Annotated in this window: 10 protein-coding genes; 4 read left to right on the forward strand and 6 right to left on the reverse strand. The window is 43.5% G+C overall.

The window, feature by feature from the left end:
- Positions 1–54: 54 nt before the first annotated feature.
- The 3 genes from L0B18_RS03035 to L0B18_RS03045 all read left to right on the forward strand — a co-directional run bounded on the left by L0B18_RS03035 (position 55) and on the right by L0B18_RS03045 (position 4,719).
- Positions 55–615 (forward strand): ECF-type sigma factor, encoded by a 561-nt coding sequence (locus L0B18_RS03035; protein ID WP_234567732.1) that lies wholly within the window; start codon positions 55–57, stop codon positions 613–615.
- Positions 616–692: 77 nt separating this feature from the next.
- Entirely contained in the window at positions 693–3,221 is a 2,529-nt protein-coding gene (locus L0B18_RS03040; protein ID WP_234567733.1) for a serine/threonine-protein kinase, read from the forward strand.
- 175 nt (positions 3,222–3,396) lie between these two features.
- The gene (locus L0B18_RS03045; protein WP_234567734.1) at positions 3,397–4,719 is read left to right on the forward strand and encodes a GntP family permease; all 1,323 of its coding nucleotides are present in this window, start codon (positions 3,397–3,399) and stop codon (positions 4,717–4,719) included.
- 88 nt (positions 4,720–4,807) lie between these two features.
- Here L0B18_RS03045 and L0B18_RS03050 read toward each other — a convergent pair whose 3' ends face one another.
- The 3 genes from L0B18_RS03050 to L0B18_RS03060 all read right to left on the reverse strand — a co-directional run bounded on the left by L0B18_RS03050 (position 4,808) and on the right by L0B18_RS03060 (position 9,768).
- Positions 4,808–7,855, reverse strand: a complete 3,048-nt coding sequence (locus tag L0B18_RS03050; protein WP_234567736.1) for a CHAT domain-containing protein — start codon at positions 7,853–7,855, stop codon at positions 4,808–4,810.
- Positions 7,856–8,112: 257 nt separating this feature from the next.
- Positions 8,113–9,069 (reverse strand): signal recognition particle-docking protein FtsY, encoded by a 957-nt coding sequence (ftsY, locus tag L0B18_RS03055; protein WP_234567738.1) that lies wholly within the window; start codon positions 9,067–9,069, stop codon positions 8,113–8,115.
- Between the two features lie 102 nt (positions 9,070–9,171).
- Positions 9,172–9,768 carry a CDP-alcohol phosphatidyltransferase family protein gene (locus tag L0B18_RS03060; protein ID WP_234567740.1) on the reverse strand — a complete coding sequence of 199 codons (597 nt, stop codon included), beginning with the start codon at positions 9,766–9,768 and terminating at the stop codon, positions 9,172–9,174.
- A 70-nt stretch (positions 9,769–9,838) separates the two neighbouring features.
- Here L0B18_RS03060 and L0B18_RS03065 point away from each other — a divergent pair, with 70 nt between their 5' ends.
- Positions 9,839–10,444: an NUDIX domain-containing protein gene (locus L0B18_RS03065; protein WP_234567741.1), complete on the forward strand. Its 606-nt coding sequence runs from the start codon at positions 9,839–9,841 to the stop codon at positions 10,442–10,444.
- Positions 10,445–10,495: 51 nt separating this feature from the next.
- Here L0B18_RS03065 and L0B18_RS03070 read toward each other — a convergent pair whose 3' ends face one another.
- The 3 genes from L0B18_RS03070 to L0B18_RS03080 form a co-directional block, all read right to left on the reverse strand.
- Positions 10,496–10,786: a hypothetical protein gene (locus L0B18_RS03070; RefSeq protein ID WP_234567743.1), complete on the reverse strand. Its 291-nt coding sequence runs from the start codon at positions 10,784–10,786 to the stop codon at positions 10,496–10,498.
- A complete protein-coding gene (locus L0B18_RS03075) occupies positions 10,783–11,190 on the reverse strand; it encodes a helix-turn-helix domain-containing protein (RefSeq protein WP_234567744.1) in 408 nt (135 codons plus the stop codon). Before L0B18_RS03075 ends, L0B18_RS03070 begins: the two co-directional genes overlap by 4 nt.
- 322 nt (positions 11,191–11,512) lie before the next feature.
- Positions 11,513–14,629 carry an efflux RND transporter permease subunit gene (locus L0B18_RS03080; RefSeq protein WP_234567746.1) on the reverse strand — a complete coding sequence of 1,039 codons (3,117 nt, stop codon included), beginning with the start codon at positions 14,627–14,629 and terminating at the stop codon, positions 11,513–11,515.
- Position 14,630 lies beyond the last annotated feature (1 nt).

A 14,630-nucleotide genomic window follows, 5' to 3' on the forward strand; every position in this document is an offset into this window, starting at 1 on the left:
TTTTAAAAATATTGCAGAGAGAGAAATTCTCCACCAGATTCATCCCATATTTGTATGGCAGAGAACGTTACCGAAATCCTTATAAAGGCAAGCGACGGCTCCGAAGACGCCTATAACCGGCTTTTTTTTGTTGTATATGACCAGTTAAAAAATATTGCCGAACAACAGATGAATTATGAAAACCCCGACCACACTTTTTCCCGGACGGATTTAGTGCACGAGGTTTTTATCAAAATGGTGGATAAAAACCGGATCGACTGGAAAAACAGAACGCATTTCTATGGAGTTGCGGCCATTTGCATGAAGCAGCTTCTTGTGGATTACGCCCGAAAAAAACTGGCTCAAAAAAGGGGAGGCGACTATTCCCGCCAAACCTATATCGATGAATTGATACCGGCCGCTTCCGAAGCAAAAAAAATTATCACTCTTGACAGCTCCTTAAAAAAATTGGAAGAATTTGATCAACGAATGGCACAGGTGGTGGATTATCGTTTCTTTGGCGGACTCACCATCAAGGAAACCGCCGAACTGTTAAACGTTTCTGCAAATACGGTAAAGCGTGATTGGGCCAAAGCCCGCGGTTTTTTGTTAAAAGAGCTGGAACAAGAACTCTGATGAACCAACACGGTTTTTTCTTACGCATTTAAAAACGAAACTCAACTTTAAAAAGGGTTCATTCTAAACCATCTGGTATGTATACACATTGGGAGAAGATCAACGAGGCGATTAATACAACGCTGACTCTGGATCGAGATGCTCGTATGTCTTATCTAAAACAAACCTTCCGGGACGAACCTGACATCCTCCAGGAAGCACTTGACTATTTATCTTTTATTGAGAAAGCCGAAGCCGAACAGTTTCTAGAGCCCGATCTGCTTTCGCAATCCAGGTTGGCTGATGAAATTTCCTCAATCATAAATCAGAAAGAATCCCTCAAACATATCATTGGGAAACAAATTGGCCCCTACGAAATCACCGAGCCGATTGGCGAGGGCGGAATGGGAGCGGTTTATCTTGCCGAACGAACTGAGGGTGGATTCGAACAAAAAGTGGCTATCAAATTTATGAAAAGCGGCTTTTTTTCGCTCTATCTGCGGGAACGGTTTAATGGCGAAAAACAGATTCTTTCGAAGCTCAATCATCCAAATATCGCCCGGCTTCTGGACGGCGGAATTACAGATGACGGTTCCCCGTATTTTATTATGGAATATGTAGAGGGTGAACCCGTGGATCTGTTTTGCAGAAATCACCATTTGAACCTGGCGGAACGAATTTCGCTTTTTCGTGATATTTGTAAAGCGGTTCAGCACGCTCATTCCCGTTTCATTATTCACAGGGATTTGAAGCCTGAAAATATCTATATCACGGGTGATGGCGATGTAAAGGTAATGGATTTTGGAATTGCCAAACTGCTTTCACCGGATGAACGGGAATCGACCGTACGAACCCGTGAAGGGCAGATCATCGCCAGTTTTGATTTTGCTGCGCCGGAACAGGTGGGTGCATCAGGTGATCCTTCCGTTGAAACAGATGTCTACGGATTGGGAGCTCTTCTCTATTTGCTTTGCACGGATGAACGGCCATTTCAGTTCAAGGATAAATCCCTGGCAGAGATTGAATCGGAAATTCGAGAAAATCCGCCGCAAAGTCCCGGTGACCGTGCAAAAGACCCTATCGGCCCGCTTCCAAAAGATTTGGAAGCCATCATTTTGAAATGCCTCCGAAAAGAGCCTGAAAACCGATATACATCAACCATTCATCTTCGGGAAGATGTGGAGCGGTATCAAAAAGGATGGCCGGTTCAAGCCAGAAAAGGAACCTTTCGCTATAAGTCACTTAAATTCTTGAAGCGGAATAAAGCTGTCTTGGCCGCAACTTCTGTGCTTTTAATTGCTACAGTAACCTTTGGGATTTATCATGTATACCAACTCAATAACGAACGTGAAATAGCTCAGCTAGAAGCCGATAAAGCGGAACAGGCTACCGCATTCATGGTTGATTTGTTCGGTTCCTCCGATCCTACTCAAAATATTAGTGATACCCTGAATGTTTACCATCTTCTGGAACAGGGAAAGGGAAGAGTAGATCAACTTAACCAACAACCAAAATTACAGGCTTCCATATTATTTGCCTTGGGAGAAGCATATCACCGGATAGGTGAATACGAAGAAGCAGAAATCTTATTAAAAGAGGCCGACTCGTTAACGAATGCTCATTATCCGCAGGATAGTTTTGAGGTAGCTGATGCCGCATTAACCCTTGGTGCGATACAGGCCTCAAATCAAAATTTTACCTTTGCCAGGGAGTACTTCCAAAAAGCGGAGGAAATTTTTAGAGATTTGCCAGATCAGCATTGGCAGAAGAAGGCTTATACGTTAACGGGATATGGCGACACGATGACCGGCCTTAATAAACCGGATTCAGCTGAAATTTTTATTGCACGCGGACTGGAGTTGCAATTAGAACATCAGGCTGCTGAAGAGGAAATATTATCGACAAAGTTAAAGTTGGCAAAAAGCTACCGTGGTCAGGAGAAAAATAAAGAAGCAGAAGAGGTATACCGGGATGTGCTGCACAATTTGGGAAAAACCGATTCTGTAGATGTAGATTTACACTTACTTACACTCAATAACCTTGCCTATTTACTTAGAAAACAAGAACGGTTTAATGAGGCTGAACAATACTACCGACGTGCTCTTCCACTTCATTCTGAAATATATGGTGAAGATCACCCGACAACGCTGATGATTCTCACTAATCTGGTGGCAGTCGTCTATAAGCAAAATAGAATGGATGAGACAGCTACCTTATTGGAAAAAAATTATCAACTTACGGAACAACGATATGGCACTCATTGGCGAACGGGAGTCGCGGCCAAAGCTATCGGTGATTTTTATTTTATGAATAAAGATTTTGAATCAGCCGAAAGGTATTTTCAGGAAACCTTAGAAATTTATCGCAAAACGATAGGAAAAAACCATCTGTGGACAGGCCGCCCCTTGTTGATGAGCTATTTTAGTCGGAAAAACATAAACCCCAACACTGTTGACAAATCTCTTTTCGTACAGGGATATCAAATTCTGCAAAATCATTCGACAGATTTTTCGCCCAATGACGTTGTCCTGTTTAATCAACTTATAGAACGGGTTGATACAAACTGTACCGTCGATTGTTCAGACGAGATTACCCAGCTTAAAACACTTCTCGCCACAGTTGATTAGTAGCAAACTAAAATCATATTACCGTGTAAAACTTACATATGATTTTGCTGATCTATCATTTCTCATTTCATCTTAAAAACGAATAACGTTGCCGAAACGCTTTAACCTGCACATATCCCTTCGATTCAGTATTATCCAATCTTCGAATTAACATCTAACCAGGTTTTTATTTCTTATGGGGATATTTTTGTGGCTTTTGCTTGTGGTTGCTTTGCTTGTTTGGGGGACCGTACGGTATAACCTGCATCCTTTCTTAGGCCTTTTACTCAGCGCCATTATTATCGGTTTTTTAGGCCATCTTGCCGTATCAGATATCATTTCTGCCATCGCCAGCGGATTCGGTTCAACCCTTGGCAGCATCGGAATTGTGATTGCAGCGGGTTCCATTATCGGAGAATATTTAGACCGAAGCGGTGGTGCCAAAGTACTCGCCAACAAAATTCTTGATACAGTCGGGGAGAAGAATGCGCCGCTCTCCATGAGTTTGACCGGGTATATTGTCTCTATTCCGGTTTTTTGTGATTCGGGATTCATTGTTCTCTCAGCACTGAACAAAGCGATCTCAAAACGTGCAAAAATTCCTCTGGCTGTATTGGCGATTGCCCTTGCGACAGGCCTATATGCTACTCACGTTTTTGTGCCGCCAACTCCGGGTCCGCTTGCCGCTGCGGCCACACTCGGAGCTGATGTCGGCTGGGTTTTGATTCTTGGTTTGATTGTATCCATTCCCGTCATAATCGCTGCTTTAATATGGGCTGTAACGTGGGGCAAAAACTTTACGATTGAATTTGATACCGCTGAAGAAAACGCCTCAACACCACAACAACCACCGTCTTTTTCTCTGGCCATCATTCCCATCTTGGCACCTATTTTATTGATCGCTTTGAAGTCCATCGCCGAACTTCCCGCCGCTCCTGTTGGTGAGGGATTCCTGTTTGATTTGTTCGTCTTTGCCGGAAATCCTATTATCGCGCTTTTAATCGGAGTGGGCCTCTCTTTCCTTATGGTTAGAGGAAGTAAAGATAAAGCTCACCAAACCTGGCTTGAAGAGGGATTAAAAAAAGCCGGGATCATCATCCTGATTACGGGAGCAGGAGGCGCTTTTGGATCTGTTTTACGGGAAACGGAGCTTGGAGAATTTGCCTCGCAATTTGCTGAAATCGGTGGACTTGGAATCCTGATACCATTCCTGATTGCCGCTTTTTTGAAGACTGCTCAGGGCTCTTCAACCGTTGCGATTATTACGGCTGCCGCCATTACAGCCCCGTTACTAGTTCCACTCGGCTTTGATTCTGACATCGGTTCAGCATTGGTTGTCCTTGCCATTGGTGCCGGAGCGTTGACCGTCTCTCACGTCAATGACAGCTATTTCTGGGTCGTCGCCAAATTTTCAGAGATGGATACCTCAACCGCTCTGAAAACTCACACAATCGCTACAGCTATTATGGGTGTAACGGGGTATTTAACGGTGCAGGTTTTGGCGTGGGTTTTGGTTTGATGAATGTTGATCAAAGATTGATGGTTTTTAATTTCAGAAATTTGCAAAACCGGCAATCGTACTCCGGATAGGAAACGAAAACAAAACATTATCTCCCTTGTAACACAAACGCTGCCCAGTTTCGTGGAGATGCAAATTCGGGTTGGCTGATCAAGTCCATTTTTGCCATTTGCAGGGATTCTGAATATGAGTGGCCGTCCCTGGCGTATTCATAAAACTGAATCATCAGCCTGGCGGTGGGTTGATCGTTTACCCGCCACATGGAAACCATAAGGTTAGCGGCTCCGGCATAGATAAAAGCTCTCGTAAATCCGATCATTCCTTCGCCTTTATAAACGGTACCCAATCCTGTTTCACAGGCACCCAGGGTAACCAGGTCTGCATTCAGGTTCATATTGTAGATATCATTTACGTAGATTATGCCGTCATCGTTTTCTCCTTTCCAGAAAGCAATTCCGGAAAGAGCGGGATCATCCTCATTCACAAACGCGTGTGTAGCAAAATGGATGAATCCGTAGTCATCAAATGATGTGTTTTCAATAGCTGATTTTGTAGCGTTCCGGCCAAGCAGAATTTCGGTCTTCTCAGGTGAGAAAAAGTTCCAAAAAGATTGACTCTCTTCAAATACATTGGCGATTTCACGGGTTTCATATTGGGTGAGAGGGAGTGGAGATAACCCGGACAGATAACGGGAAGGCTCCGCCTGATCTTCAAACTGCGCCGTCTCATTAAAAGGAGCTACGGCAAACAAATTTCGGGGATCTTCCACTTTTTGCTCTTCCAGCATTTGAAGCACAGTTGCCGAGGGAACGTATGATATTTGTAAATCCCGGAGAAGAAATGGCATTCTGTAATAATTAGCATCATTTGACTGCTCAGTCAAAAGCATTTCAAATGGTAAGTAGAAAAGCATTTGATCCGGTACAATAATCAGCGATTGAGATTTAATTTCAGGTAAAAGTGGCTCAACCAACTGTTGATATAATTGGTGGGCAACGGCTGAATATTCTTCACGATTATTGGCTGAAACAGCCTCCCGAAGTGTCTTAATCTGTGCGGATAAAAAATCCGGAGTGCCCAACGTATGAAACGAAATATTCCTTTTATCCAAAACCAGTGCATAAATCTCATCCTCGCTGACAACATAATTTACAAGCGTTTCGTCATCATCCAGTAAATTCGAAACCGTTTTACGATCTGCAAAACTCCGGTCATATTTCAGCTGATAGTAATCGCGATAGTTTTCCTCAAGATCTTCGGTTAGCGAAGTAAGCTTTTGTCGCGATTCAAAAAGTGAATCGCGGTATGCAGAAATGATGTCTTGGCTGGCTTCAAACCCTTTTTCCTGTTCGGCGTGCAGTTGCTGGTAATAATCGGCTATTTTTGTGTTGATGGACTGTTCCTCTTCAAGAATATCATCCGGAACCCCGGCAAATGTTTTTGCTTCCATATCCTGCAACAACTCAAGGGCAATGCGTGACCGGCTTAATTCACTGACTCTCAAGATCTCATTCAGCCAAGCTTCATTCCCTGTTGCTTCATACAGCTTATGGTAAGCTTTAATCGTATTGGTAAAGATGGAATAATTTTCATCAATAAGATTTAATTTTGAAGCTTCGCTTTGATACGAATGCTGCAGAAAATCCACAATTTTCATCGCTTTTGAGTAATTATCAACAGCCTGGTGTAAATGCATTACCTCCCTTTTTTCCTCAAACTGCTGGATATTCATATCTCCAACCTTTTTGGCAGCCCTCAAAAAATGAAGGGGATGTGAAAGCCGGCCGGCATCAAAATTTGAATTAGGTTGAATACCACTTGTAGTTGCGATTTTTTCGTAGGCCTGAAGATAATTTTCACGGGCTTGATCGTACTCCTTTTGTTCTTCGTATGTATCTCCAAGTTTTAAAATCACTTCCCACACATCCGGATGGTTTTCACCGAGGCGGCTCTCCGCTATTCGCAAGGCTTCCTGGTATTGATCTCTTGCAAGAGAAAAATTTTCTATCTCAGTATAAAACTCACCAAATTGAATATAGGGTGATATGAGGTCCGGATGATCTTCGCCATAAATTTTCTTCCTAACCCTCAGAGATTTTTGGATATTCTCCAGAGCAGCATCATACTCCTTATTTTCCCGATAGATGGATGCAAGATTGGAATACCCGATGGCTGTATCCATGTGGTTTTCTCCAAGAGTTTCTTCTTTGATTCGCTGTGCTCTCTCTAATATTTCTGCAGCTTTTTCCAAGTCTTTCATCTGCATGTATGCAACCCCCGCATTATTGTAACCACCGGCCACGCGCGCATGGTTCTCCCCGTAGTTATCCCTAAAAATACTGGCTGCTTTCAAAAAATGGTCCGCAGCCTGTCCATAATCTCCTAATCCGTAATGAATAGCCCCGATATTGTTATAAAGTAGTCCCATTTCCGGATGATTCTCTCCATATAAAGATGTAGTTACTTGGAGAGCTTTTTGATAGTAACCCATAGCTTCATCAGCCTTTCCCAAACGCCTCAACAAAATACCCATATTGTTGTACGTAAGGGCTAAAAGCCTTAGAATTTCACGGTTTCCCTCCAAGTGCTGGATGGATTCCACAGCAGCTGAATAATATTCAAATGATTTCTGAAAATTGCCCACGGCCTCTTCAAGATAGGCCGGAGCTATAAAAGCACGTGCCCTTGATATTTCATCAAGCCCATCTGAACCGGCCAGTTCCAGCGCCTGGTTTGCGGCTTCCCGTGCTCGCTCAAAGTCCGTCATATCTACAAAAAGGTACACCTTTTGCCGGTATACTCTTACTTCAAGGGGATGGGGCCTCGTTAATTCTTCAACAGAAAACTTTTCGGCTTCCGCAATTGTATTCTCGGCTGTCTTAAAATCACGATTTCTCCTGGCAATATCGGATAAGTATATCTTGCTGGAAATACAATTCTCAATCCATTCCGCCATCGAACAGACTTCATCCGTTACATCGGCAAAAATCTGTTTGGAGTCCTCATAGTTGCCGGCCTCATATAACTCTACCGCTTGTTTATATCTGTTTTCAACATCCGATAGAGATTGCCCGACCAGCAATACCGGAAACACAAACAGAAAGAGAGTTAACAAATATCTGAGAATGTGAAACACGACCACACGAGTTTTTAAAGTGAGAACAGGTAAGTAACGCTTCTTGAATGTATCCCTGCAACTACATTACTAAACGATTTTGAGATTGTAAAGCGAAGTTATAAAACTCCCTTAATTATTTATCTATTTGTGGTTTCTGTAATGTAGATGAGATACTTTTTTCTAAATAATCATAGAAATGATAAGAGTAGTGAGTTATTCGTTTCAAAAATCATTCATCGAATCAACTCCACAATCTATACCTCTAAGGGGATTTTTTAACCTTCACCAAAAAGAGCTTTTACAAAGGCTTCTCTCTCGAACACTTGCAGATCTTCAATTTGTTCTCCTACCCCAATGTATTTCACCGGAATATTAAGCTCGTTGGATACACCGATCACAATTCCACCTTTGGCTGTTCCGTCCAGTTTGGTGAGGACGAGTCCGGTTACATCCACTACATCCGTAAAAGCATGCGCCTGCTGCATGGCATTCTGACCCGTTGAGGCATCAAGAACGAGCAGGATTTCGTGTGGTGCACCCTCTACAACTTTGCCCATCACACGTTTGATTTTGGCCAGTTCTTCCATCAACGATTTTTTGTTGTGAAGGCGGCCGGCGGTATCTACCAACACCACATCGGCTCCCCTTGAATTTGCGGACGCCACCGTATCGTAGGCAACGGCAGCGGGATCGGCATTTTGTCCCTGCTGGATGATCGGCACTTCTGCGCGTTCGCTCCAGATTTTAAGCTGGTCAACCGCTGCAGCCCGAAAGGTGTCGGCGGCTCCGAGCATTACGTTTTTGCCGGCTCTTTTATATAGATGAGCCAATTTCCCAATCGTTGTGGTTTTCCCGACACCATTCACGCCCACAATCATAATGACGTGGGGTTTGGTTGGAAATTCAGCATCGAAATCGGCGGGCTGACCGGGCCGGTTTTCTTTCAGAAGAGCGGTAATTTCTTCACGCATAATCTGCTGCAACTCATTTTGGGTAATGAATTTGTCGCGAGCAACCCGTGATTCAAGCCGGTTGATAATCTCAATAGTTGTTTTTACACCCACATCCGATGTGATCAGCGCATCTTCGAGGGCGTCAAGCGTGGCATCATCCACTTTATCTTTTCCGGCAATGCTCTTTCCAATTTTGTTGAGCAGTCCCTCACGGCTTTTTTCGACGCCTTTATCGAGTTTCTCTTCTTTCTTTAAACCAAGTTTATCTAACCAGCCCATTATTTTTGTTTGTTTTGGGGATCAATTTTCTTTGCCTAAATATACGGTGTTAATCGTGAGAGGTGAAATGCAAACATTTGACCTGACTCGTCTCATGTAAAGTTAATTAAACTCTGCACCGGCCATAATTTTACGATAACGGATCGTGTATTCAATAAATGAATAGACCATCAGGATAACGGAGAGTATCATCAGGTAAAAATGAACCTTGGCTGCATCGGGAAAGAAAAATACGCTGAGCCAGTATAAAGCCATACCATTCACGGATATTTTGCCCGACATAATAGACATTGCTACTTTGCCGCGTTTCTTTTTGATGCGTGCCGATCCCCACATAATAAACAGATCGCGACTGACACCCAGACAAAAGTACCAGATTGGAATCCAATGAAGAAAGAAAACCGTGTAGAGAAACAGGAAAAACGCCATCAGTTTGTCGGCGATGGGATCGAGCATTTTCCCCAGTTCGGATCTCTCATTTCTCAGGCGCGCCACAAGTCCGTCGAAATAATCGGAAATACCCCCGTAAAGAATCAGGGCAACGATGGACAAACTTGGTTCGTAGTTATTCTGCACATGCAGGTAGATAATTGGAGCCACTATCAAGACCCTTGTAAAAGAGATAAAGTTCGACCATGTGTAAATGTCGTTGGTAACCAATACCTTCTTACCATCAATATTTGATGCAGCTTCTCTCATTCACGTAGTTGCTTCATGTACCAGGTTTACTTGTGTGTAATAATACAGTTTTTAAAAGAGATATATGCAAATGGAATATAAAGATTTACGCGACCGCAATCAGGCCGATACACTTCTCCGGGAAAAAAGGCTTACATCAGAAAAAGTATTTGACGGCAAACTTCTTCAGGTTTACTCAGATGAAGCCGAACTGCCCGATAACTCCACCTCCGTACGCGAATGGATCAAACACCCCGGAGCCAGCGCAGTTGTACCGGTTTTTGAGGACGGTACCATTATGCTTCTGAAGCAATTTCGCTATCCGCCAAACAAAACATTTATCGAAGTTCCGGCGGGTAAGATTGATCCGGGGGAAGACCCAAAAACCACTGCCGGGCGCGAACTGTTTGAAGAAAGCGGTATAAAATGTGAAAATCTGCAGGAGGTGGGATCGTTCTATCCCGCCATCGGTTATGCTGATGAAATTATTTATGTGTATGTGGGGTGGGGTTTGACGGAAGAATCGCAAAGCGTTGATGACGATGAGTTTCTGTTGAAATACCGCATTCCATTTTCGAAAGCCCTGAATATGATTAAAACCGGCGAGATTTCTGATGGAAAAACCATCTGCTCACTAATCCAGGTATCGCTCTGGTGGAAAGAGAATGCGCCGTTTGAGGTAGATTTAGAAGGTTGATGTTTAGTCATTCTGAATCGACTTCAGAATGACTTTCATCTGCATTTTCAATTAATCTTCTTTTATAACTCCTTCCTGCAAAGCCAGGTTATACAACGATTCGTGCAGGTTCTCCCGGTCCAAATCCCCGCGATTCATCAGGGATTCAATCTCATCCCCGGTAAACATCATCAGCATGCCGTGATTCCGAAACTCCTGGTCGATATTTCTCGGATCCGTCAATTTCATTTTGTTGATTTCCAATCCATTCGGACTAATCCTCTTGTCGACCAGGCAGTAATACTGGTCAACAGGTTCATTGCCGAATTCTATATGTTGTAGTGTTGTGTCTTTGAATTTCATGTCTCTGAATACCTTTCAATAAAATCTCGTGCCTTTACAATCTCCAGGATTTCGCCCGTGTCAGAATCCGTAATCTGCACCTGGAACAGGCTGATGATTGCCTGGTCGTTCAAACAATCTAATGTTTCGGGAATGGTTTCGCACTCTTCGGTTTCACTTACCAAATCATTCACGCCCTGAACCACATACTTCACATTTTGCTTTTTCTGTTTGGGAGTTTCTTTCTCCGGGGGATTAAAATACTCGCGGATTGCTTCTTCCGTCACAAACCACTGAACCCCTAATTTTCGTCCACGGATTCGTCCTTCCCGCAGGTACGCCCGCAGAGTCATTTTACTGATGCCCAGCCGTTCGTGCAGATCATCAATAGAATAGAGCGTTAAAGAACCAATTTTCTTAGGCATTTGTAAATTTATTACCTGTTATTACTTATCATTAGTTATAGAAAGAAGAATAATAAAATTAGATTAGTAACCATTGTCAAGCCGTTATGAATTTCATTTGGAGCGAATACCCTTAACCCTTTATATTGATAGTAATTGATCGAAACGAAAAGCCCACCTGCGATCAAATTTCTCCCATTCTTTACTGCCCAAACGGAATAATTCTAATCCATTTTCTAAAAGTTTTTCACTGATTTTATTTTCTACAGAATAAAAAAACGCTGACCAGATACTCCAATACTGAAGTTTCTGACCAGCGCTGTTTTGGGTCTTAGCAGAAAATCTATGTGGGTTGCGTAGCTACATTCTGTGATGATTTTGCCCATTCGGCTCGTTTCTCTGCCACGAATACCTTCACTTTGTTGGCTGAGATGTATACCACAGGAATGAGAATAAGTGTAATCAGTGTAGAGGCAGTTAATCCACCAATTACAACGCGGGCAAGTGATGCCTGGATCTCGCCGCCGGCGCCCCATCCGAATGAGAGTGGAAGCAGGCCGAGAACCGTTGTTAATGTCGTCATAAGAATCGGACGCAACCTGAGTCTTCCGGATTCTATCACAGCTTCCAGAACACCCATATTTTTATCTCTTCGCATCAGGTTAATGTAATCTACAAGTACAATGGCGTTATTTACCACAATCCCCACAAGCATGATGATTCCCATAATACTCTGCATGTTAAAGGTTGTGCCGGTCAGCAACATAGTTGGGATAATACCGACAATGGCCACGGGTACGGCAAACATCACAATCAACGGATCAAGATAACGCTCGAACTGAGCAGCCATCACCATGTAAATGAGAACCAGTGCCATGATAATGGATACGGTGAAATCACGAGCTGCTTTTTGCTGCTCCTCATATTCCCCACCGTAAACAATGGAAAATCCTGATGGAAGCGACAGATCCGAAAGTTCTGCTTGTATCTTTTGAACAGCTTCACCCAACGGCACTCCGCTTTCAAGATTTGCCGTAATGTATGTCACACGCTGGCCATTAATTCGGTTAATACTAACCGGCCCTTCGGAAGATCCCTGGTCAATAACTGTAGAAATCGGAATGGTTTGTCCGCCCGCGGTTCGCACCGATATATTTTCCACATCAATGGTACTCATTCGGTCGGATTCCTGCAGGCGAACGGTAATTGGAAACTCCTCGCCGCCTTCACGAAAAACACCTGCCCGAACGCCGCCAACATTTGCCTGCACAGCCTGTGCAACTTCGCGCGCCGTAAGACCGAGTTCAGATATTTTTTCGCGGTCGAAAATAATGTTTTGTTCGGGACGACCCTCTTCCCGGTCAGATCGAACACCCCGCACTTCAGGAATGCGCTCCATACGTTCACGTATTTCATCGGAAAGTTCAGTAGCTATATCTATATCATAGCCACGAAGTTCAAGTTGAACGGCCGCTTCACCGCCAGATCCAAAAATCCGCCGTAAAATCCATAAACCGGATTGAGCCTGAACACGGAAAAATCCACCGGGAATACTTCCTTCAATATTTTCCCGAATGTGGTCGGCGAGTTCATAAGAGTTGACGGTTCTTTCAGATTCATCGACCAGCGCCAATTCCACTTCGGCATTTCCATTTCGAACCTCCGTAGATACAAATTGAACCTGATCCATCGGGGTAATTGCAATTACTTTCTGCTTCAATTCCTCGAGATATCGGTTTGCCACGGCAATATTCATCCCGTCTTCCATATAAAACTCTATGCTGATCTCGTCCGCTTCTGTTTGAGGAGCCAATTCAGCATCCACGAGGCCCGCACCAAAAACAGATGCAATGATTAACACTATTGAAATCCCAAAAACCAAATATTTTCTCTCAATCGCTTTTCTGAGAAAATCACTGTATCGGTTTTCAGCATTTTCAAAGAACTCCTGGAATCTTCCCTTTTTTGATGATTCCAATTCTGAGTCCGGCTTCACACTCATAAACTTGCTGGCGAGCATGGGTACCAACGTCAACGCCACGAGAAGAGAACAGAAAAGTGCAAACACAACAACCAAGGCAAGTTCCTGGAAAAGCGTTCCGGTAATGGTCTGCATAAACACAACCGGCAAGAAAATTACAGAAGTAGTAACCGTTGAAGCGATAATTGCGCCGGATACTTCCTGCGTTCCAACCAACGAACTTTCATCAAGTGATTTCCCATTCGTCCTAAGCCGGACAATGTTTTCCAGCACCACAATTGCGTTATCTACAATGAGGCCGACGCCAAGCGCCAACCCTCCGAAACTCATCTGATTTAGAGTTAACCCAGTAAAGTAAAGCAGGCCAAATGTAGCAATGATAGATACAGGAATAGCCAAAGAAATAATAAAAGTGGTTGAACCATTTCTTAAAAAGAGATAGAGAATGAAGATAGCGAGAATAGCTCCCCAAATTGCAGATTGCTGCACATTATCAATAGAGTTTTGTATAAAATCACTTTGATCGGTTACAACCAATAGCTCAACATCATCTCGCTGGCTGTTAATTTGCTCCACTTGATCGCGAATTTGTCTGGCTACTTCCACCGTATTCGAGCCGGTCTGTTTTCGAATCCCCATCCGAATCATCGGCTTGTCGTTTACATTCACCACCCGATTCAAATCCTCGTAGGCATCTTCTACTGTAGCCACATCATGAACCCGAACCGGTTTACCATCAATCCGGGTAATAATGGTTTCAGAGATCTGCGATATGGATGTATATTCTCCAAGTGTTCGAATATACACATCGGTAATTCCGCTTTTTACATTTCCACCCGGAAGTGTCGTATTTTCAGCAACAATAGCATTTTGAACATCAGCGGCGGTTAAACCGCTGGCCATTAATCGATCTCTTTTTAGATTTACCCGAATCTCCCGATGCACCCCCCCCCAAACATCAATCGCTCCAACACCGGGAATTTGTTCAAACCGTTTAGAAATATCCCTTTCCAGAACCCTCGTCAATTCATCCAAAGGGCGGGTTGATTGCGCACCTAAGATAACAATGGGGAAATCGTTAGGATCGTATTTGCGAACTTGTGGTGGTTCTGCTTCCTCCGGCAAATTATCTCGAACACGATCTAACGCGGCACGCACATCATTTGCAGCTTCATCAAGGTTTGTATTCTGAGAAAATTCAAGAGAAACCCTGCTTTGCCCCTCTTCCGACTGCGAAGTAATCTCTTCGACATTTGCCACACCACTCAGTGCATTCTCAATCTGATCGGTGACAATTGTTTCAATTTCTTCAGGTCCTACATTTTGATAATCTACAGAGACAGATAACCTTGGATATTCAATTGGCGGCAGAAGGTCAACCGGCAAATACCTGAATCCGGCAATACCCAAAACAATAACGATGAGATAAACCATCGTAATCGCTATTGGGCGGTGTATGGAGGTTTTTGTGATTGGCATT

Origin of the sequence: Rhodohalobacter sp. 614A (assembly GCF_021462415.1) — a bacterium.
In the GTDB taxonomy this organism is placed as follows: Bacteria; Bacteroidota; Rhodothermia; order Balneolales; family Balneolaceae; genus Rhodohalobacter.